General features: G+C 70.6%; 17 protein-coding genes and 1 pseudogene. 9 read left to right on the forward strand and 9 right to left on the reverse strand.

The window, feature by feature from the left end:
• Nucleotides 1-7 precede the first annotated feature (7 nt).
• From ABFX50_RS32490 to ABFX50_RS32500, 3 genes and pseudogenes are all read right to left on the reverse strand, one after another.
• Nucleotides 8-2,067 (reverse strand): annotated as a pseudogene (locus ABFX50_RS32490) (ABC transporter ATP-binding protein).
• Nucleotides 2,064-2,933: an ABC transporter permease gene (locus ABFX50_RS32495; RefSeq protein ID WP_346151742.1), complete on the reverse strand. Its 870-nt coding sequence runs from the start codon at nt 2,931-2,933 to the stop codon at nt 2,064-2,066. Before ABFX50_RS32495 ends, ABFX50_RS32490 begins: the two are co-directional and overlap by 4 nt.
• A complete protein-coding gene (locus ABFX50_RS32500; protein WP_346151906.1) occupies nt 2,926-3,906 on the reverse strand; it encodes an ABC transporter permease in 981 nt (326 codons plus the stop codon). Before ABFX50_RS32500 ends, ABFX50_RS32495 begins: the two co-directional genes overlap by 8 nt.
• Nucleotides 3,907-4,058: 152 nt before the next feature.
• On the opposite strand from ABFX50_RS32500, the gene ABFX50_RS32505 reads away from it, so the two are divergent.
• The 8 genes from ABFX50_RS32505 to ABFX50_RS32540 all read left to right on the forward strand — a co-directional run bounded on the left by ABFX50_RS32505 (nt 4,059) and on the right by ABFX50_RS32540 (nt 13,145).
• On the forward strand, nt 4,059-5,666 hold the full coding sequence (locus ABFX50_RS32505; protein WP_346151743.1) for an N-acyl-D-amino-acid deacylase family protein: 1,608 nt from the start codon (nt 4,059-4,061) through the stop codon (nt 5,664-5,666).
• A complete protein-coding gene (locus ABFX50_RS32510; RefSeq protein ID WP_346151745.1) occupies nt 5,663-7,471 on the forward strand; it encodes a serine hydrolase in 1,809 nt (602 codons plus the stop codon). The genes ABFX50_RS32505 and ABFX50_RS32510 overlap by 4 nt, the downstream gene beginning before the upstream one ends.
• A 27-nt stretch (nt 7,472-7,498) precedes the next feature.
• Complete coding sequence (locus ABFX50_RS32515; RefSeq protein ID WP_346151746.1) at nt 7,499-9,235, forward strand: ABC transporter family substrate-binding protein; 1,737 nt, start codon at nt 7,499-7,501, stop codon at nt 9,233-9,235.
• A 77-nt stretch (nt 9,236-9,312) separates the two neighbouring features.
• Nucleotides 9,313-9,771 (forward strand): hypothetical protein, encoded by a 459-nt coding sequence (locus ABFX50_RS32520; protein ID WP_346151747.1) that lies wholly within the window; start codon nt 9,313-9,315, stop codon nt 9,769-9,771.
• 2 nt (nt 9,772-9,773) lie between these two features.
• Complete coding sequence (locus ABFX50_RS32525) at nt 9,774-10,118, forward strand: TetR-like C-terminal domain-containing protein (RefSeq protein WP_346151749.1); 345 nt, start codon at nt 9,774-9,776, stop codon at nt 10,116-10,118.
• Between the two features lie 160 nt (nt 10,119-10,278).
• Nucleotides 10,279-11,415, forward strand: a complete 1,137-nt coding sequence (locus tag ABFX50_RS32530) for a sensor histidine kinase (protein ID WP_346151751.1) — start codon at nt 10,279-10,281, stop codon at nt 11,413-11,415.
• Nucleotides 11,412-12,101, forward strand: coding sequence for a response regulator (locus ABFX50_RS32535; protein ID WP_346151753.1), 690 nt, complete (start codon nt 11,412-11,414; stop codon nt 12,099-12,101). Before ABFX50_RS32530 ends, ABFX50_RS32535 begins: the two co-directional genes overlap by 4 nt.
• Nucleotides 12,102-12,158: 57 nt before the next feature.
• Complete coding sequence (locus ABFX50_RS32540) at nt 12,159-13,145, forward strand: NAD(P)-dependent alcohol dehydrogenase (RefSeq protein ID WP_346151755.1); 987 nt, start codon at nt 12,159-12,161, stop codon at nt 13,143-13,145.
• Nucleotides 13,146-13,396: 251 nt separating this feature from the next.
• On the opposite strand, the gene ABFX50_RS32545 is transcribed toward ABFX50_RS32540, so the two are convergent.
• Nucleotides 13,397-14,536 carry a cytochrome P450 family protein gene (locus tag ABFX50_RS32545; protein ID WP_346151757.1) on the reverse strand — a complete coding sequence of 380 codons (1,140 nt, stop codon included), beginning with the start codon at nt 14,534-14,536 and terminating at the stop codon, nt 13,397-13,399.
• A 418-nt stretch (nt 14,537-14,954) separates the two neighbouring features.
• Here ABFX50_RS32545 and ABFX50_RS32550 point away from each other — a divergent pair, with 418 nt between their 5' ends.
• Nucleotides 14,955-15,407, forward strand: coding sequence for a sigma factor (locus ABFX50_RS32550; RefSeq protein WP_346151759.1), 453 nt, complete (start codon nt 14,955-14,957; stop codon nt 15,405-15,407).
• Between the two features lie 10 nt (nt 15,408-15,417).
• Here ABFX50_RS32550 and ABFX50_RS32555 read toward each other — a convergent pair whose 3' ends face one another.
• The 5 genes from ABFX50_RS32555 to ABFX50_RS32575 form a co-directional block, all read right to left on the reverse strand.
• Entirely contained in the window at nt 15,418-15,546 is a 129-nt protein-coding gene (locus tag ABFX50_RS32555; RefSeq protein WP_346151761.1) for a hypothetical protein, read from the reverse strand.
• Between the two features lie 3 nt (nt 15,547-15,549).
• A complete protein-coding gene (locus ABFX50_RS32560) occupies nt 15,550-17,862 on the reverse strand; it encodes an FtsX-like permease family protein (RefSeq protein WP_346151763.1) in 2,313 nt (770 codons plus the stop codon).
• Nucleotides 17,859-18,569 (reverse strand): ABC transporter ATP-binding protein, encoded by a 711-nt coding sequence (locus ABFX50_RS32565; protein ID WP_346151765.1) that lies wholly within the window; start codon nt 18,567-18,569, stop codon nt 17,859-17,861. Before ABFX50_RS32565 ends, ABFX50_RS32560 begins: the two co-directional genes overlap by 4 nt.
• Nucleotides 18,566-19,093, reverse strand: a complete 528-nt coding sequence (locus ABFX50_RS32570; RefSeq protein WP_183643319.1) for a PadR family transcriptional regulator — start codon at nt 19,091-19,093, stop codon at nt 18,566-18,568. The genes ABFX50_RS32565 and ABFX50_RS32570 overlap by 4 nt, the downstream gene beginning before the upstream one ends.
• A 77-nt stretch (nt 19,094-19,170) precedes the next feature.
• The gene (locus tag ABFX50_RS32575) at nt 19,171-20,076 is read right to left on the reverse strand and encodes an alpha/beta fold hydrolase (RefSeq protein ID WP_346151767.1); all 906 of its coding nucleotides are present in this window, start codon (nt 20,074-20,076) and stop codon (nt 19,171-19,173) included.
• Nucleotides 20,077-20,101 lie beyond the last annotated feature (25 nt).

Raw genomic sequence — 20,101 nt, forward strand, 5'->3', positions numbered from 1 at the left:
TAGAGCGTCAAACGACGGCGGCCACCTCCGCGTAGTGGCAGGCGGCCGGATGACCGTGGCCGCGGTCGATCAGTTCGGGCGCCTGTTCGACGCAGATCGCCCGCTCGCCCTCGCTGAGCCGGGTGACCTTCGGGCAGCGGGTGCGGAAGCGGCAGCCGCTCGGCGGGCTGACCGGGTTGGGCACGTCGCCGCCGATGACGATCCGCTCGCGCGCCCTGACGCGTTCGCGGCGCGGGTCGGGCAGCGGGATGGCCGAGATGAGTGCCTGGGTGTAGGGGTGGGCGGGCCGCTCGAACAGCTCGTCCCTGTCGCCGACCTCGACGACCCGGCCAAGGTACATGACCGCGACCCGGTGCGCGATGTGCCGCACCACCGACAGGTCGTGCGCCACGAACAGGTAGGCCAGGCCCAGTTGCTCCTGCAGGTCCTGGAGCAGGTTCACCACGCCTGCCTGGATCGACACATCGAGCGCTGACACCGGCTCGTCCAGCACGATCAGCTCGGGCCGCGTCGCCAGCGCCCTGGCGATGCCGACGCGCTGGCGCTGGCCGCCGGAGAACTCGTGCGGATACCGGTTGCCGTGCTCGGGGTTGAGACCGACGGTGGCCAGGAGCTCGCGTACCCGCTCCGGGCCCTCCCGGCGGTAGGTTTCGTGGATGCGCAGCGGTTCGGCGATGGCGTCGCTGACGGTCATCCGAGGGTCGAGGGAGGCGTACGGGTCCTGGAACACGATCTGCATGCGCCGGCGCAGCCGCCGCATCTCCGCGGCGCTCGCGCTCCGGAGGTCCTGGCCGTCGAACCGCACCGTTCCGGAGGTGGGCGGCCGCAGGTTGAGCACGGCCCGGCCGGTGGTCGACTTTCCGCAGCCCGACTCGCCGACCAGGCCGAGGGTCTCGCCCCGGTGCAGGTCGAAGGAGACTCCGCAGACGGCGTGCACCTGTCCCGTGGTGCGCGGGATCAGGCCCTTTCCGCGTACCGGATAGTGCTTGACCAGGTCCTGCACCGACAGCAGCGGCGACCCGCTCATGCTGCGCCTCCATCGTGGTCTGCCGAGGTCAGGGCGAAGACGTCCTCGGGGCGGCGGCCTTCCAGGTCGGCGGAGAAGTGGCAGGCGGCCAGGTGGCCGGGGGCGGTGGCGAGCAACTCGGGCTCGGCGCTATGACACCTCTCCTGCCGCATCGGGCAGCGCGGCCCGAACGGGCACCCGGGCGGCAGATCGAGCAGCGACGGCGGCGAGCCGGTGATCGGGACCAGCCGCTCGCCCCTGCGGGCGTCGTCCAGCCGGGGCAGGCTCCCGATCAGTCCCAGCGTGTACGGCATGCGCGGCTCGTAGTAGATGGCGTCCACCTCCCCGAGCTCCACCGGCCGGCCCGCGTACATGACCAGGACCCGGTCGGCGCTTCCCGCGATCACGCCGAGGTCGTGGGTGATCAGCACCATGGCGGCGCCGGTCGCCGCCCGCGCGGTCTCCAGCGCCCGCAGCACCTGCGCCTGGACGGTGACGTCGAGCGCGGTGGTGGGCTCGTCGGCGATGATGACGTCGGGGTCGTTGGCCATCGCGGTCGCGATGACCACGCGCTGGCGCATACCGCCGGAGAACTCGTGTGGGTAGTCGCGGGCGCGTTCCTTCGGCCGGGGGATCTGCATCATCGCCAGCAGCTCGACCGCGCGCTCGCGGGCCGCCGCGGCGCTGACGGCGTTGTGCGCCCTGACCGCCTCGGCGATCTGGTCGCCCACCGGATGGACGGGGTTGAGCGAGGTCATCGGGTCCTGGAAGATCATCGCGATCCGGCCGCCGCGGATGGCCCGCAGCTCCTTGTCCGGCGCCCCGACCAGCTCCTGTCCGCGGAAGCGGACCGAGCCGCCGACCTTCGCCGATCCCGGCAGCAGGCCCATCACCGCCATCGAGGTGACCGACTTGCCCGAGCCGGACTCGCCGACGATGCCGAGCACCTCGCCCCGCCGCAGCGCGTAGCTGACCCCGCGCACCGCCCTGACCAGGCCGTCCTCGGTGGGGAACGACACGGTGAGGTCCTCGACCTCCAGCACGATCTCGTGCTCGCTCATGTGCGCACCTTCCGCTGCGTCGGGTCGAAGGCGTCGCGCAGCCCGTCCCCGATGAAGTTGATGGTCAGGGCGATCATCACGATGAACGCGCCGGGGAAGTAGAACAGCCACGGCCGGGTGCTGACCGCCGTGTCGGCCTCGCTGACCAGCAGGCCGAGCGAGGTGTCGGGCGGCTGGACGCCCAGCCCGAGGAACGACAGCGCCGTCTCCACCAGGATGGCGGCGGCCACGAGGATCGTGACGTTGACGATGATCGGCCCGAGCGCGTTGGGGATCAGGTGGCGGAAGATGATCCACCGGTCAGTGGCGCCGAGCGCGCGGCTGGCCTCGACGTACTCCTTCTCGCGCAGCGACAGGATGACGCCGCGCACCACGCGGGAGACGTAGGCCCATTGCAGGGAGGCGATGACGAGGGCGACGAACCACCACGAGCCCGACGTGCCGCGGGTCAGCACCGCGGCGACCGCCAGCAGCGGCAGCGTAAGGACCAGGTCGGCGATGCGCATCATCACGCTGTCGGTGACGCCCCGGTAGTAGCCGGAGAAGGCGCCCCACAGGGTGCCGACCAACCCCGCTAGGAGCGCGATGAGCAGGGCGATCTCGATCGAGCGCTGGGTGCCGCGCAGCACCTGGGCGAAGGTGTCGTGGCCGAGGTTGTCGGTGCCGAACGGGTGCTCCAGGGAGGGCGGGACGGACACCGCCGAGGTGATGTCGGCGTAGTCGTAGCGCCACAGGGCGCCGCCGGCGAAGGCCAGCAGGACGACGGCGGCGAACAGCACCAGGCTGGCCACGGCCGCCCGGTGCCGCAGGAATCGGCGCAGCACCAGCTCGCGCTGAGTGCGCTGGCGCACTCTGTCGTCACTCATAGCGGATCCTGGGGTCGAGGAGGGCGTACAGGAGGTCGGCGATGAGGTTGAACACGATGACCGCCACGGCCACGACGAGCAGCCACGCGAGCACCGCGTAGGCGTCGCGCTGGTTGATCGAGGAGACGAGGAAGTCGCCGAGCCCGCGCCATTGGAAAACCGTCTCGGTGATCACCGCGCCGGAGATCAGGGAGGCGAAGTCGAGCGCGGTCACCGTGGTCATGGGGATGAGCGCGGTGCGCAGTGCGTGCCGTACGACCACGCGTCGACGCGTCAGCCCCTTGGCCCGCGCAAACAGGACGTAGTCGCTGTTGAGCACGTCGAGCATCGAGGCCCGCTGGAACCGGCTCCACGCGCCGAACGAGATCAGCGCCAGCGAGATCGTCGGCAGCACCATGTGGCCCGCCGCGTCGGCCAGCTGGGCCCAGACGCCGCCGTCCACGACCACCGATTTCTCCCCGATGGTGTACACCACCTGGTCGCCGACGAGCTGGTTGAGCGAGATCCCGCCCTGCTTGAGCAGGACCGCGAACCAGAACGACGGCATCGACAGGAACAGGAACGCCGCGAAGGTGAACCCGTAGTCGATGCTCGAGTACTGCTTTACCGCGCTGAGCACGCCGACGACCACGGCCAGCAGCAGCGCGAGGACGACGGCCACCGCGATGAGCCGCAGCGTGACGCCGAATCGGGCAGCGATCTCGTGGCCGATGTCCAGGTTGGTCCGCACCGAAGGGCCGAAGTCCCCGCGCACCACGCCGGTCATCCAGGTCCAGTAGCGCTGCAGCACCGGCTGGTCCAGGTGCAGCCGGTGTTCCTCGACCGCGATGACCTGCGGGGACGGCGGCGGGTTGCGGCCCTTGAGGTTGGCCAGCGGATCGCCGGACATCGTCACGAGCAGGAACACGACGAACGTCGACGCGACGATCACCGGGATGGAGATCAGGAGACGGCGGAAGGTATAGGTGAGCACGATAGGGGTCACCGGCTCTCTGTGGCAGGGGCTTTGGTTACCCAGTGCAGTCGCTCCGCCTCGCTCGCACTTCGTCGGATGCGACGTAAGATCTGCGCCACTTCATAGGATTCGATGAACATTCGGTGAGCGTGACGTCGCAAGATGCCCGCATGTCGGCTTCTCTGGTGATTCGCGGTGGCACGGTTCATGACGGCGGCGGCGGCCCTGGCCGGGTCGCGGACGTCCTGGTCGAAGGCGATCGGATCGTCGCCGTAGGCCCCTCGGCAGGCGGCCACGACGCGCCTGTACTGGACGCCACCGGGCTGGTGGTCGCCCCCGGATTCGTGAACGTGCTCAGCCACGCGTACTTCGCCCTGGAGAAGGACGGCCGTGGCCTGTCCGACCTCTACCAGGGCGTCACCACTCAGGTCTTCGGCGAAGGAGTGTCGATCGGGCCGCTCACCCCCGCGATCAGGGCGGAGCTAGAAGCGAGCTTCGGCCTCGTCGGGCCGCCGATGGAGTGGGAGCGGCTGTCGGAGTTCCTCTCCCACCTCGAGAGCAAGGGGGTGGTCCAGAACGTCGTCAGCTTCGTCGGCGCGCACAACCTGCGCATGATCGGCGCGGGCTCGGACGACCGGCCGATGACCGCGGCCGAGCTCTCCCACGTATGCGGCATCCTCGACGAGGAGATGGCCGACGGCGCCCTGGGCCTGGGATCGGCGCTCATCTACCCGCCCGGCTGCTTCGCCCCGACCGATGAGCTGGTCGCGCTGTGCGAGGTCGTCGCCCGCCACGACGGCATGTACATCTCGCACATGCGCAGCGAAGGCGACCACTTCCTCGACGCGGTCGACGAGCTGATCGAGATCGGCCGCCGGTCCGGGGCTCGGGCCGAGATCTACCACCTCAAGGCCGCAGGACGGGACAACTGGCCGAAGATGGCCCGCGCCGTCGAACGCGTCGAGGCCGCCCGCGCCACCGGGCAGATGGTGACCGCGGACATCTACCCCTACCTAGCCGGGCAGACCAGCCTGGCCGCCTCGATCCCGCCGCACTTCCACGAGGGCGGCCACGCGGCGCTCACGGCCAGGCTGGCCGACCCGGCCGAGCGGGCCCTCATCCGCGAAGGGGTGCGGACGCCGTCGGAGCGCTGGGAGAACATCTACCTGGCCTCGGGCGGCGCCGACGGTGTGATGCTCCTTCCCGACCCGAAGGGCCCCGCCGCCCGTTACCGCGGCCTGAGCCTTCGGCAGGCGGCCCAGGACCGGGGCGCCGATCCCGTCGAGATGCTGCTGCAACTGGTCGAGCAGGAGCCTGGGCTGGACGCCATGTACTTCATGATGGACGAGGACGTGCTGCGCACCGCCTTGCGCAACCCGTGGGTGTCCGTCGGGTCCGACGCCGAGACCTTCGCCGCCGAACCGCCCTACACCGATACGCCCACGCATCCGCGGGCCTACGGCACGTTCGCCCGCATCCTCGGCAGGTACGTCCGCGAGCAGTCGCTGCTCACGCTCGGCGAGGCCGTACGCAGGATGACCAGCCTGCCCGCCGACAACCTGCGTCTGCGTGACCGTGGCCGGCTCGCCGTCGGCGCCTATGCCGACATCGTGGTCTTCGATCCCGAGACCGTCGGTGACCTGGCCACCTACGAGTCCCCGCACCAGTACGCGCGTGGGATGCGGCACGTGGTGGTCAACGGCCAGACGGCGTTCGCCGACGGTGTTCCCACCGGGCGGTTGGCCGGGCGCGCGCTGCGGCGGGGGAGGTTCTTGTGAAGGAGCAGGTGGAGCAGGTCCTCGGTCCTCTCGGCGCGCGAGCCTGGGTGCATGCCGTCGATCTCGACACCGGCTCCGAGGTCGGGTACGGCGAGTACGGGCTGGTCGCGCTGGCCAGCGTGTTCAAGGTTCCGGTGCTGGTGGACTTGTTCCGGCGGTTCGGGGACGGGCGGCTGTCCCCGGCCGAACGGCTTGATGTTCCCGCCTCGGGGCGGTCGGCCGGGCCTACCGGGTTGTCCGTGATGGCCGATCCGATCGAGCTCTCGCTGCGTGACCTGGCCTACTGGATGATGAGCGTCAGCGACAACGCGGCCACCGACATCCTGGTCGGCCTGCTGGGCGTCGACGCGATCAACGCGACACTGCGCGAGCTTGGCCTGACCAGGACCAGGGTCGACGGCACCTGCGACGACCTCTACCAGACGATGTACGAGGACGTTCCCGAAGGCGCGGGTCCTGAGGCGATGCGTGCCGCGCGGGCGGTCGATCCTGAGCGCACCCAGCACTCCGGTACGCCACGCGAGGTGACCCGGTTGCTCGCTGCCATCTGGAGGGACGAGGCGGCTGGGCCGGGCGAGTGTGCCGAGATGCGGCGCATCCTCGGGCTGCAGGCTTGGCCGCATCGGCTGCGGGCCGGGTTCACCGAGCCTGGGGCGCGGGTGAGCGCCAAGACCGGGACTCTGCCGTTCTGGCGTAACGAGGCGGGGGTGGTGGAGGTCGACGGCGGGAGGTATGCGGTAGCGGTGTTCCTCAGAACCGAAGACCACCGCTACCGCCAGCCCGCCGCCGACGCCTGCGTCGGCACCCTCGGCAGACTCGCCGTCGACCACCTGCGCTCCTCGGACGAGCTCGTGTGGTCGGCCGATCACCTGCGATCGCGGAGGAGTGGCGCGCGGAGACCGGGCACGGTCAGGGCGGCCACGCCCGAGGCGATTCAAGAGCAGGCGAGCAGGCTCGGCGCCGAGATCTGGCTGCACGCGCGCGACCTCGACACCGGCGAGTCGGTCGGCATCGGCGAGAACACCCCGCTGGTCACCGCCTCGGTCTTCAAGGTGCCGGTCGCCCTCGAACTGGCCCGCCAGTCGGCGGCCGGCGAGATCGACCTCACCCAGCGCGTCACCGTCCCGGCCGAGGGCAAGGTGCCGTCGCCCTACGGCCTGGCCGCACACCGTGACCACGTCGTCGTCTCCTACCGCGACCTGGCCCAGCTGATGATGGTGATCAGCGACAACGTGGCCACCGACCTGGTCCTCGATCGGGTGGGCAAGGACCGGGTGGCCGCTCTTCTGGCTGAGCTGGGTCTCGAGGGCACCGCCGTACCGCAGAACTGCGCCGAGATTCTGGGCACTGTCGCGGAGGACCTCGGCGAGGCCTACGGCGACGACGAACGCGAGCTTGTCGCGGTGCCGCTTGAGCGACTGCGAACGTTGCGCGCGCTCGATCCGGCTCAGACCTGCCGCACCACGCCCGAGGAGATCACCCGCCTGCTGGCCGGCATCTGGCGCGAGGAGGCGGCAGCGCCGCAGGCCTGCGCCCTGGTACGCGGCTGGATGGGCGCCCAGATCTGGCCACACCGCCTGAGCAGCGGATTCCCAGGAGATGACGTCGTGATCAGCGGCAAGACGGGCACCCTGCCGCTGATCCGCAACGAGGCCGGCGTGCTCGAGTTCCGCGACGGCGGCAGGTACGCCGTGGGCGTCTTCACCCGCGCCGCCGACCCCACCCCCAACGCCCCGCACCTCGACGCGCTGATTGGCTGGGCGGCCGCCGAAGCCGTCGCCCAGTTGCGCGGCGAGCGCCACTGATCCAACTCAACCCCTTTGGAGCGGAACATGGCTTTGCGTCGCACACACTCGATGGCCTTGACCGCCGGCGCCCTGGCGCTCCTGCTCGCCGCCTGCGCGGACGGAGGCGGCACGAAGACGGCGACGTCCGGCGACGGCCGCGTCACCGGCGAGCTGAACACGGTGAACACCGCGCCCGTCGGCACCGGCGGCACCGTGACCTACACGATCACGTATCCGATCTCGAACTGGAACGTGCTGAACACCGGCGGCGCCACGTACTCGGTGATCGACATCTCCAGCGTGCTGCTGCCGAGCGCGTTCTCCCTCCAGCCCGACGGCTCGGTCACCCAGAACGCGACACTCGTGACCAGCGCGGAGAAGACCGCCGACTCACCACAGACGATCACGTACACGATCGACCCGAAGGCCGTCTGGTCCGACGGCACTCCGATCTCGGCCGACGACTTCGCCTACACCTGGCGAGCCCTCGACCCCCGCACGTGCCCGAAATGCCAGGCGGCCAACAACGCCGGCTACGACCGGATCAAGTCCGTCAAGGGCTCCGAGCAGGGCCGTACCGTCACCGTCGTGTTCGACCGGCCGTACGTGGACTGGAAGGCGCTGTTCTCGCCGATCCTGCCCGCCCACGTCGCGAAGACCTACGGCCCGACCGAAACCCCCGCGGGCCTGGAGAAGAGCTTCAACGAGGGCCTCGCCAAGTCGGTGCCGAAGTTCTCGGCGGGGCCGTTCAGGATCGAGGAGTTCACGGCGGACGGCTCGGTGGTGATGGTCCGCAACGAGAAGTGGTACGGCAAGCCCCCGAACCTGGACAAACTCATCTTCCGCCTCATCACGGACGTCTCCCAGCAACCGACCTCGCTCGCCAACGAGGAGGTCGACGTGATCTACCCGAACCCGCAGGTCGACATCGTCCAGCAGGTCGACGATCTGCCCGCGGTCCGCTACCAGGTGTCACCGAGCGCGTCGGTGCACCAGATCTGGCTGAACCACAACGCCCCGGCCCTGAAGGACGTCGCCCTGCGTAAGGCGATCTTCCAGGCAGTGAACGTGAAGGATCTGATCGCCAAGACGATCGGCCAGTTCGACAGTACGGCCGAGCCCCGGCTGAGCCAGATGTTCCTGAGCGGCGCGCCCGGTTACGCCGACGTGGTGAGCGAATTCGAGTACGGCATAGGCGACCCCGAGAAGGCGAAGAAGACGCTGGGCGATGACGGATACACCGGGGTCGGTTCGAAACTGGTGGCACCGGACGGCAAGCCCGTACCCGCGCTGCGCTTCGCCGTCCAGGCCGGCGACCAGCTGCGCGCCTCTGAAGCCCAGTTGGTGAAGGCGGCTGTCGCCCCGCTGGGAATCGAGGTGCAGGTGGCCACGGTGTCCAACACCGTCGACGCCGTACAGGAGGGGAACTGGGCGATGACGGTCGGCACGGTGTCGCAGTCGCCGTTCACCGCGACCAGCAACATCCCATACTTCCTGAGCTGCGAGGAAGGGGTGAACTTCTGCCGCTTCAACCTGGGTAACTACCGCAACCTCAAGGTCGACAAGCTCCTCGACTCAGCCCTGTCCGCGACCAGTTCCGAGGAGGCGACGAAGAAGCTGCAGGAGGCCGACAAGCTCGTCTCATCGGACTACTCGATCTTGCCCCTCTACCAGAACAGGTCGTTCCTCGCGTACGACGCGAAGCTCGGCAACATCCGCGACAACAGCCTGTCGTTCCCTACCTACAACAGCGAGCAGTGGGGCTTGCTGAACGGGTCCTGACCTGGCCAGGGAGCCGCCGGTTCGCGCGAATCGCGACGCGACTGGGCGCTGAGACGAGCGCCCGCATCCTCGCCTTGGTGGCCGCCGACCAGGCTCCAGAGGCCGAGGAGGAGGACACCGACAACGACCTGGACGAAGATCAGGGATCGGTGCTGTCCCTGATCAAGGCGATGCCGGGCAACGTCAGCCTCGACTCCATGCTCACCGAGATCCGCAAGCTCACCGCCATCCGGGCCATCGGCCTGCCCGCCGACTTATTCGCCGACGTGGCGCCGAAGGTGCTGGCCGGGTGGCGGTTCCGGGCCCCGGTGGAATCGCCGTCGCACCTGCGTACGCGGGCGCACAACGCCCCGGAAGCCACCATCACCCTGCTGGCGGCGTTGCTGGTCGAGCGGGAACGCGAGGTCACCGACGCCTTGGTCGACCTACTGATCGCCACGGTCCACCGGGTGGGCGCCCGGGCCGAGCGCAAGGTCACCGAGGAGCTCATCAACGCCTTCAAGCGGGTGTCGGGCAAGGAAAACAGGAGGAGTTGACCGTGCTGCCCCAGCGGTACCTCCTCATCTACGGCACCCCCGTCCCCGGCTACCAAGCGCCCGAGGACATCACGCTCATCTCATCCGAGATCATGGCGATGCTGCTCGACGCCGGCTCGGCGTCAGCCCGGGAACGCCCCGCCACGCCGTTCGACAGCCATCTGGAGCACCACCGGGAGTGGGCGGGCAGCCACCCCGCCCCGCCCGCGGTCCTGCACCAGGCCCTGAGCTTCTGGACCCGGCTGCACGGTGTCCTGTCCCTGGAACTCGCCGGCCACTTCACCGGAATGGGCTTCGACCCTGCCTTGCTCTTCGCAGCCGAACTGGACGACCTGCTGGCGCACTGAGCAGGGACGAACCTGTGTGAGGCACCGGACTTGTCCGGTGTGCTGTGCCCCCACGGGCATGGAGCAGGTCACACCTCAGTGCGGCGCAGCCCCGCGATGAAGCCGTAGTTCGGGGACCTGACCACCGGCTGAACGGCAGACGCCCCCGTACCATGAGGGCGTGCACGGCCTCATGCGCTCCGTGTGGAACGAGCCGCCTCCCCCCGACCCGCCGGCGCGGGTGGGGCGCGACTGGGCGCTCGCGGGCGTGCTCGTGCCGGTCGCGGTGCTGGAAGGATTCCTGCGGCCCGACCTGCCCTGGTGGGTCCTCGCGGTGGCCGTCACCGTCGCGCTGGTGCCCACCCTGCTGTGGCGCCGGACCCGGCCGCTGCCGATGCTCGCGATCGCCTTCGGCGTCACGAGCGTGGTCGCGCTGCTGACCGGCGGCGACGCCGGAGAGACGTACACACTGGCGTACCTGCTGCTGCTGGTGTACGCGCTGTTCCGGTGGGGGTCCGGGCGCGCGGCCGTGACCGGGCTGGCCCTGATGCTCGTCTCGCTCGGCCTGTCGATCGCCGTCGGCCGGATCGGCCCCGCCGACGCGGTCGGGGCGGGCGCCGTCATGGTGGCTGCCATCGCCCTGGGCACCGCGTTCCGCTACCGGGCCAGGGCACGGCAGCGCGAGCTCGACCAGGTCAAACTGCTCGAGCGCGAGCAACTCGCCCGCGACCTGCACGATACCGTCGCGCATCACGTCTCGGCCATGGCGATCCGCGCGCAGGCGGGCCTGGCCACCGCGGCGTCGCGGCCGGACTCCGCGATCGAGGCGCTGCGCGTGATCGAGGCCGAGGCGGCGCGCGCCCTCACCGAGATGAACGCCATGGTCCGCGTCCTGCGCCGGAACGAGCCGGTGGACCTGGCGCCCGGCCGGGGCATCGGCGACCTCCCGCGACTCGCCGGCCGTGACCCGTCCGGCCTGACCGTCGACGTGGAGCTCTCGGGCGACCTCGACGATCTCCCTCCGTCGGTCGCCGCGGCGATCTACCGGGTCGCCCAGGAGTCGGTCACCAACGCCCGGCGGCACGCGCGGCACGCCACCCGCATCGAGGTCCGCGTGTCCGCCGACGACACGTCGGTGCGCCTGCGCGTGAGCGACGACGGCGACCACGCGGGCCGCCAGAGCGGGTCGTCCGGGTACGGACTCATCGGCATGATCGAACGCGCGGTCCTGCTCGGCGGCACCTGCGTGGCCGGCCCCGATCCCGATCGGGGCTGGACGGTGACCGCCGTGCTGCCCCGGGCCGGGACGGCGACATGACCATCCGGGTGGTCGTCGCCGACGACCAGGAGATCGTCCGCACGGGGCTCTCGATGATCCTCGGCGCCCAGCCGGACATCGAGGTCGTCGGCGAGGCCGCCGACGGGCGGCGGGCCGTCGAGCTCGCCCGCCGCCTGCGCCCCGACGTGTGCCTGTTCGACATCCGCATGCCCGGCCTCGACGGTATCGAGGCCACCCGGTCCCTCGCCGGGCCGGCCGTCGCCGATCCTCTCGCCGTCGTCGTCATCACCACGTTCGACCTCGATGAGTATGTGTACGCCGCCCTGCGGGCAGGCGCCCGGGGTTTCCTGCTGAAGAACTCCGGCGCCGCCCTGCTCTCCCAGGCCGTCCACGCCGCGGCCAGTGGCGACGCGCTCATCGCGCCGAGCATCACCGCGCGGCTGCTCGGCGCCTTCGCCCGCACCGGACGCGCCATGCCCTCGGTCCACCCGGTCGAGGCGCTCACGTACCGAGAAGAACAGGTGCTCGCCACCCTGGCGCGGGGCCGCACCAACAGCGAGATCGCCGACGAGCTGCGCATCTCGCTCAGCACCGTCAAGTCGCACATCGCGAGCCTGATGGCCAAGCTCGGCGCCCGCAACCGCGTCGAGCTCGCCATGTGGGCGTACGAGACCGACCGTGTCCAGCCGGCCGATCGGCCGCCGAACCGGCGTACTTTCGGCTGATGAGCCGTGCGGACGGCCTTTCTACGCTGATGCTCCGCAGTGAATGAGGAGACGGTGATGAAGGCGTTCGTTCTACGCTCGTACGGTTCTCTCCGGTTGGCCGAGATCGACAAACCCCTGCCCGGCGACGACGAGGTGCTCGTCCGGGTGCGGGCCACTTCCGTCCAACCGTACGACTGGCACTTCATGAGAGGGCAGCCGTACATCGCGCGCCTGATGGGCGGCGGGCCCGGGCTCCGAAAGCCCAAGTTCGCCGTTCTGGGTGCCGACGTCGCGGGTCACGTCGAGGCGGTCGGCCGGAACGTGACGGACTTCCGCCCCGGCGACGAGGTGTTCGCCATGCCCAAGCAGGGCGGCTTCGCCGAGTACGCCCTCGTGGCGGCGGCGGAGCTCGCGCCCAAGCCGAAGAACCTGACCTTCGAGCAGGCGGCGGCGGTGCCGTTGGCGGCCGGCACCGCCCTGCTGGCGCTGCGCGACCAGGGAGGGGTCCAGCCGGGGCAGAGGGTGCTGGTCAACGGAGCCTCGGGAGGCGTGGGCACATTCGCCGTGCAGCTCGCCAAGGCGTTCGGCGCGGAGGTCACCGGCGTCTGCGGCCCCCGTAACGTGGACCTGGTCCGGTCGCTCGGCGCGGACGAGGTCGTCGACTACACCAAGGAGGACTTCACCCGGACCGGCCGACGCCACGACCTCCTGGTGGACATCGCGGGCAGCCGCTCCGGACGCGCCTGCCGCCGGGCGCTGACCCGCAAGGGAACCCACGTCCTCGTCGGCGGACCGGGCGGCCGGTGGCTGCAACCCGCCGGCCGCATGGTCGCGACGCTCGCGGCATCGCTGTTCGCGTCGCAGCGCACGGTCCTGACGGACGTGGTCCGCTGCACCGCGAACAAGCGCAATCTGATGACGCTGACCGAACTCATCGAGGACGGCAGGGTCATGCCGGTCATCGACCGCAGCTACCCGTTCGAGGAGATCCCGGCGGCCATCGCGTACCAGGAAGAGGGCCACGCCGCGGGCAAGGTCGTCATCGGGGCCCGGCTCCAGTAGCTGTCGCTCCAGCGGCCCCGGATGTGCTTGAAGGTCGAGTCGACGCGTGGGCGGCCTGCTCCCGCTTCTGCAGAAAGCCGCTGAACGACGATGAGCCGGCATCGCAGAGGTGGATCTTGGCTTCACTTGGCCGAGCGTGAGGCCGGTCGGCCCACCCGCTCCATGCCGGTCAAGAGCTGACCCGGTGAGCGGGACGCGCGGGAACCGGTCTGGCCCGGCAACCGTGGGCTGCAGGGCCATCCGATGCCACGTCAGGGCTTGGCGATACCGAGGTTGACCGGCAAGGACATCGGGCCGACCGTGAAGAACGACGGGGAGTACGGGATGTCGTCGGGGTCGATCGCGAGGCTGAGCTCCGGCAGCCGCCGGTACAGCGAGGCGAGCGCCAGCCGACTCTCCAGCCGGGCCAGCGGCGCCCCGATGCAATACCGCGGGCCGTGGCCGAAGCCGAGGCGTCCGGCCTGCTCGCGGGTGATGTCGAACTGGTCCGCGCTGGTGCCGTACTCCGCCGGATCGACGCCGCTCGCCTGGTAGACCACACCCACCGCACTGCCCTTGGGGATGTGCACCCCAGCGATGGTCACGTCCTCCGCCGTGAAGCGGAAGCTGGTCATCATCACCGAGTGGCGGTAGCGCAAGGTCTCCTCCACCACGTCGGCCCACCGGTCCTCGGCCTTCGCCATCCCGAGCTGGTCAGGGTTCTGGGCCAGTGCCACGACAGCGTGCCCGAGCAGATGGACGGTGGTCTCGTGGCCGGCGACGAGCATGAGCCACAGCACGCCGACCAGTTCGTCGGTGGTGAGCCTGTCACCTTCGTCACGGGCCTGAACCAGGCCGGAGGTGAGGTCGTCGCCCGGTTCGCGCTGCTTGCGCTCCACCAGTTCGTGCAGGAAGGCCTGCAGGTTGTTCTGCGTCGTGAACGCCACATCCGGCGGAGTGGTGTGCGCCAGCAGCGCGCCGGTCCAGTTTCGCAGCCGGAGCCGGTCCTCGGCGGGCACACCGAACAACTCGCAGATCACCCACATCGGCAGCGCCTCTGTGAAGGTGGGAACCAGGTCGACGCCGTCACCGGCGGCCACCACGTCATCCAGGAGGCCATCGATGATCTGCTGGATCCGCGGCTCCAATGCCTGCACCCGGGCCGGGGTGAACGCCCTGCTGACCAGGCCGCGCAGCCGCCTGTGGTCGCCACGGTCCATGGTCGACAGGTGACCGCCCTGAACGATGGCGCGAAGCGGCCAGTCCTCGGGGATTGATCCGTCGTGCAGAGCGGGCCAGTGCCGGGGATCCCTGAGGAAGGTCTTGTTGTCCCCGGCGAGGATCTCGCGTACGGCCTTGTGGGTCAGTGCCAGGTAGGCAGGCACACCCCCGGGGAATTCCACCTCCACCACGGGAGCGATCTCCCGTAACCGGATGCAGGTATCGAGAAGGTTCTCGTCAGCGGCAGGGAATGAGGGGAGGTTTGGCGTCATTTGACCCCTTTGGGGGAGGAGTGACAAGTGATCTCATCCAACATCCGTTGTGATCCGCAAACAACACGAGTCAGTGATCAGTAGCGTGACGGTTACCTTGCGTTCCCGCAGTTGACGCCCGCCCGCGCGAGTGAGGCGAGATCCGGGGCATCCGGATCGGTGCCGGCGATGGCCCGCAAGGGGGGCCACGCACCCTTGGCCTTCTGACTCAGCCTCCTCGAAGGCCAACCTTCTCGAGCGCTGGAGGCGTCGTCCGGGTGAACGGCACAGCTGAGGAGGCTCCTGAACGGCGGATCGAGCGGATTACGACGCGTTCGTCGCGGCGACGTGGCATCGGTTGCTCAGGACCGCCTACCTGCTCACCAGGGACTGGGCGATGGCCGAGGACCTGGTGCAAACCGCCTTGATGAAGGCGTGGCTGGCTTGGCCGCGCATCGGCGAGGAACGCGAGGCGTACGTCAGGAAGATCATCGTCAACGTCCATGTGTCGTGGTGGCGGCGCCGCTGGAGACAGTCGGAGGTCTCGACGCAGTCGCCACCCGACAGGACGGAGCCCGCCGACCACATGGGTCAGGTCGATGAAGGAGCGATCGTCGAGGCGCTGACCCGCAACGACTACGCCTGTGTGGTGATCGGGGGCGGCATCCGCACGCACGAGCCGTTGCTCGAATTCTTCGAGAAGGTGGTCAACCTGGTCCGGCAGCACGCGCCCGACGCCGCCGTCGCCTTCAACAGCAGCCCCGAGGATTGCGCCGACGCCGCTATGCGGTGGCTGCGCCAGGGCGTGTAGCGGGTCGTGATCAAGAGACGGCCCGGGTGAGGTCCTTGATCCAGATCGCTCGCGTCGGCGCGGGCACCGCCACGAGGAGGGCGCCGGCCAGGGCCGCCACGAGCGGTGCGGACAGCCGCCGGACCAGGATCATGATCATGTCTCATTCGAAGCGGGCAGTGTCGGGCGCGGTCACGCGTCTGAGCAGCGGCAGGCCTGCCAGGATCACCAGGAGGGCGGCCAGCAGCCCGCCGCCGACGGTCAGAAAGTAGGCGGGGCCTGGCAGTGCTGTCGGCGCGCTCCTGATGGCCAGCTGGTCGATCACCGGCTCGGCCACGCCGAAACCCGCGGCCGCCGCCACCAGGGCGGCCAGCACCACCGGGGCAGCAGTCTCCAGCAGCACCACTTTGGACAGGGTCCGTGTCGGCGTGCCGCACAGCCGCAGCAGCGTGAACGGCTGCCTGCGCTCCACCACGCCGCCGGCGACCGACACCAGCAGCCCGCAGCCCGCCACCACCAGGGTCAGCGCGACGATGGCCAGCGCGACGTGTTCCACCTGGTCCAGCAGCACCGCGCGGGCCTGGGCGACCTCGGCGAACGTCTGGGGCATCTCGGCGCTGCCGGAGCGGGCGACGTACGGCGTGAGCAGTGTACGGATCTGCTCATGGACGGCCGGGTCGGGCGCGCGGATCAGCACGGCCGCCAAGGGCAGGCCGGCTGAGGCGGTCCGGTCGTGTTTTCCTGAGTTGCCTGAGCCACGGGGTGCGGCAGGGTTGGCCGCGTCCACGATCGGCAGGTTGCGATCGACGGAGAGCATGTTGTCGCTGGTCAGCAGCCGATTGAAGTCGGCTGTCACCGCTGGGGCACCCGGGGCGCACCGGCCGAGCGCAGGGAAGCCGGTCAGGGCGCCGCATTCGACCACGTGGCCGAGCAGGAAGTCGAGCCGGCAGCCGGGGCCAGGGTCGCACGGCGGAGGCCCGCCGGGCGAGGCCGGTGTCTCGGCCCTGCGGTAGACCGGCAGGACGGTGACGCCGGGATGGGCGCGTACCTCGGCGAGCAGCTCGGACGCCGTGCCAGGCGTCAGAGGCAGGCCCTCGGCGGCCTCGCCGTACCCGAACGACACCCGCATGACCTCCTTCAGCGTGCCGCCGCCCGCCGCCGTCTGGCCCGAGACGACAGCGGGGACGATGCCGGCGACGGCCGTGCCGATGAAGACCGCCAGCACGATCCCGTTCACCGACCGGAAGGCGCTCTTCGGGTCGGCCGCCAGCCGCTGCGCGGCCAGCAGCGTCGCCGCGCCGGACGTGACCCGGGCGGCCAGCCGCGCGGCCAGCATCGTCAGCCACGGCCCGGCCACCACGAGACCGACCATGATCAGCGCCAGGCCGACGTCGACGAGCACCGCGTTCGGGTCACCGCCGCCGGCGAACACCGGACCCGCGAACAATCCCAGCCCTGCCAGGAGCGGGAGTACCCGCCACCAACCCGGAGCGGAGGCCCGCACCTCGCGTGCCGCGCCGAGCGGCGTGATCCGCACCCGGCGCAGCGACCACAGGGCGGCGCCGGCGGCGGCGAGCGGCACACCCGCGACCACGGCGGCGTACTGCAGCGCGGTGGGCGCGACCGTGTCGGGGAAGAAGCGAGAGCCGGTGATGGCGACGCCTGCCAGGGCGGGCCGCAGCGCCTGGAAGACCGCGATGCCGGCGAGCGTGCCCAGCAGCGCGCCGAGCGCCGCGTCCACCGAGGCGATCGCGCTGATCTGGCGCGCGGTGGCGCCCGCCAGCCTGATCGCAGCGAAGCGCGCCTCCCGGCGGGCGGCGGCCAGGCGCGTGGCCGTGCCGACGAGAACGAGCAGCGGGAAGATCAGGCCGATGGCGGCGATGCCGAAGCCGTGCTCGTAGAGGGCCGTGGTGTCGTCCGCGACAGGGGTGGCGGCGACGGCGTCGACGGCCACGGTGCCGGCCATGGCGGTCAGCCCGTCGGAGGTCTGGCCCACGACGACGACCAGGTCATCAGGGCCGGACAGCGCCGCCCGTCCGATCAGGCCTGCGCGGGCGCCGGGGAAGCGGTCGGCGAGCTGCTCGCGCGGCACGGCGTCCATCAGCTCGGCGAGGGCGGGGGAGACGTAGTACCGCCCGGCGCCGGGCAGTGCGGGGACGCCGGGCACGGTCGGCGTGGGGCTCGCGTCAAGGACGGCGACGTCGAGCCGCTTGATCGGGCGGCCCGCGTAGGAGTCCTGTCGGTGGTTCCACAGCACGGCGCCCGGGGTGGCGCCCAGCGCCCGGCCGCCCGGTGCTGAGCCGGTCGTGCACTCCCAGCATGGGCGGTCCGCAGTGACCTGGAAGGCGTTGAACAGCGCCACCGTGGACAGCAGCACCGTCACCCCCATCGCGACGGCGGTGGCGACGAGCGCCAGCCGGACGGCCGCCTCCCGGCCGCCGCGCAGCGACAGCCGCAGGCCCAGCCAGAGCGTCATCGGACGGCCGCGCCGGCGTAGGGGTCGGTGACCTTGCCGTCGCGCACCATGACCTCCCGGTCGGCGCAGGCAGCGACACGGGCGTCGTGAGTCACCACGATCACGGTCGTGCCCTCCTGACGGGCCAGGCTGACGAGCAGCTCCATGACCTTCTCGCCGGTGAGCGAGTCGAGCGCGCCGGTGGGCTCGTCCGCGAAGATCACCTTGGGGCGGGTCACCAGCGCCCTGGCGATCGCCACCCGCTGCGCCTGCCCTCCGGACAGCTCGCCGGTGCGCCGCTCGCTCAACTCGTCCAGCTCCAGCCGCTTCAGCCAGCCGCCGGCTCGCTGGTAGGCCTGCTTGCGCCTGGCCCTGCCGAGCAGCAGCGGCAGGGCGACGTTGTCGGCCACCGTGAGCTCCGGCACCAGCTGGCCGAACTGGAAGACGAAGCCGAACGTGGTGCGGCGCAGCTCGGACCGCCTGGCGTCGCTCAGGAGGTCCAGCCGCCGCCCGTCGAACCAGATCTCGCCCGCGTCGGGGGTGAAGATGCCCGCCAGGCAGTGCAGCAGCGTGGACTTGCCGGAGCCGCTCGGGCCCATGATCGCTAGAATCTCTCCCGCCGTCACCGCCAGGCTCGCCTCGCGCAGCGCCTGCGTCCTGCCGTAGGAGCGGTCGACGGAACGGGCCTCCAGCAGCGGGCCCGGCACGGGAAGGCCGTCGACGGTCATGCGGGGCGCACCATTTCCGCCAGCGCGCCCAGCCGGGCCGTGGTCACATCGATCCAGCGCAGGTCGGCCTCCAGATGGAACAGGGCGTGGTCGGCCAGCAGGGCGTCCACGAGGGCGCCGCTGCGTTTGATCTCTGACAGCTCGCGCATGCGCCTCATGTGCGTGGCGCGCTGGGTGTCGAGATAGCTCTGCGCGTCGTGGCCCAGCATCAGTGCCAGCACGACCTTCGTGAACAGCACCGTCTGCAGGAACGGCTCCGCCGCTACGGGCTCGGCCAGCCACGCCTCCACCTCCTGCTTGCCGAGCGGGGTGATGGCGTAGCGCTTGCGGTCGGGGCCGTCGCCCGGCTCGCTCTGACCGGCCGTGACCTTGCCGTCCCTGGCCAGGCGGCCGAGCGTCGAATAGACCTGTCCGAAGGGGAGCGGCTTGCCCCTGCCGAAGTAGGTGTCGTAGCCGCGTTTCAGGTCGTATCCGTAGCTGGGCTCGCGGTCCAGCAGCCCCAGGAGGGCCAAGGGGACTGTCATGGCAGATCACTATATGCCGGAGGTATATACGCGAGGGACACGTGCAGCGGGGGTCAGGCATCGCGACCGGGGGTCGGTCACCGCAGGGTGGGCTCGGTGTGCTCGACGATCGCCTGGATGACCGTGTCCCACACCTGGAGCGGCGGCATCTGGTGGCCCATGCCGGTCAGCGGGATCAGCGTGGCGCCGGGGATCTCGCGGGCCAGGGCCTCGGCGTGGCCGTAGGGGAAGAGCGGGTCCTCGGTGCCGTGCAGGACCAGGGTCGGTGCGGTGATCTCGTCGAGACGGGCGCGGATCGGCTCGCCACCCTCGATCATCCAGTGGTTCGACGCGGCGGCCGGAACCGGGCTGCGGTCGAACGCACGCCCGGCGGTGCGGCGTACCCGGTCCTCGTCGACCGGGATCGTGCCGGAGAAGGCGTGCTCGGCGGCGAGGAAGTACGCGATGACCGCGTCACGGTCGGACCAGTCGGGGGCGGAGGCCGGCTCGGCGAACATCTTGGCCAGCGCCTCGCTCATCGGCGGCAGGTCGGGGTTGTCCGGCCCGCCGGGCCCGCCGGGGCTGGTGGACATCAAGGTGAGCGACAGGACCCGTTCCGGGTGCTCGACGCCGAGCCGCTGTGCGAGACCCCCTCCCATCGAGATGCCCACGATGTGCGCCGCGGCGAGGCCGTACGCGTCGAGCACGCCGACCGCGTCGGCGAGCAGGTCATCCTGTGTGTAGGTCGGCGCGCCGACGGGGAACGTCGTGGAGCGGCCGGTGTCGCGGGTGTCGTAGCGGATCACATACCGGCCGGACGCGGCGAGTCGCGCGGTGAAGTCGTCGTCCCACCAGTCCATCGACGCCTCCGCGCCGGAGATGAGCAGGATCGCGGGGGTGCTCGGGTCGCCGAAGGCCTGTACGGCCAGGTCGACGTCGTTGGCGTGCACCGTCGCCTCCCCGGTGGCCTGGGACGGAGTCGTGGTCGGTCGGCTGTCGTGCATGGTGTGCCTCCGGGGTCGGGTCGAG

It is taken from the genome of Nonomuraea recticatena (assembly GCF_039533245.1).
In the GTDB taxonomy this organism is placed as follows: domain Bacteria; phylum Actinomycetota; class Actinomycetes; order Streptosporangiales; family Streptosporangiaceae; genus Nonomuraea; species Nonomuraea roseola.

Coding starts and splice junctions, on each gene's coding strand:
- ABFX50_RS32575 (WP_346151767.1), bottom strand. CDS start 20,076: ATGCACGACAGCCGACCGACCACGACTCCGTCCCAGGCCACCGGGGAG.
- ABFX50_RS32505 (WP_346151743.1), top strand. CDS start 4,059: ATGTCGGCTTCTCTGGTGATTCGCGGTGGCACGGTTCATGACGGCGGC.
- ABFX50_RS32535 (WP_346151753.1), top strand. CDS start 11,412: ATGACCATCCGGGTGGTCGTCGCCGACGACCAGGAGATCGTCCGCACG.
- ABFX50_RS32540 (WP_346151755.1), top strand. CDS start 12,159: ATGAAGGCGTTCGTTCTACGCTCGTACGGTTCTCTCCGGTTGGCCGAG.
- ABFX50_RS32515 (WP_346151746.1), top strand. CDS start 7,499: ATGGCTTTGCGTCGCACACACTCGATGGCCTTGACCGCCGGCGCCCTG.
- ABFX50_RS32565 (WP_346151765.1), bottom strand. CDS start 18,569: ATGACCGTCGACGGCCTTCCCGTGCCGGGCCCGCTGCTGGAGGCCCGT.
- ABFX50_RS32555 (WP_346151761.1), bottom strand. CDS start 15,546: ATGATCATGATCCTGGTCCGGCGGCTGTCCGCACCGCTCGTGGCGGCC.
- ABFX50_RS32495 (WP_346151742.1), bottom strand. CDS start 2,933: ATGAGTGACGACAGAGTGCGCCAGCGCACTCAGCGCGAGCTGGTGCTG.
- ABFX50_RS32560 (WP_346151763.1), bottom strand. CDS start 17,862: ATGACGCTCTGGCTGGGCCTGCGGCTGTCGCTGCGCGGCGGCCGGGAG.
- ABFX50_RS32570 (WP_183643319.1), bottom strand. CDS start 19,093: ATGACAGTCCCCTTGGCCCTCCTGGGGCTGCTGGACCGCGAGCCCAGC.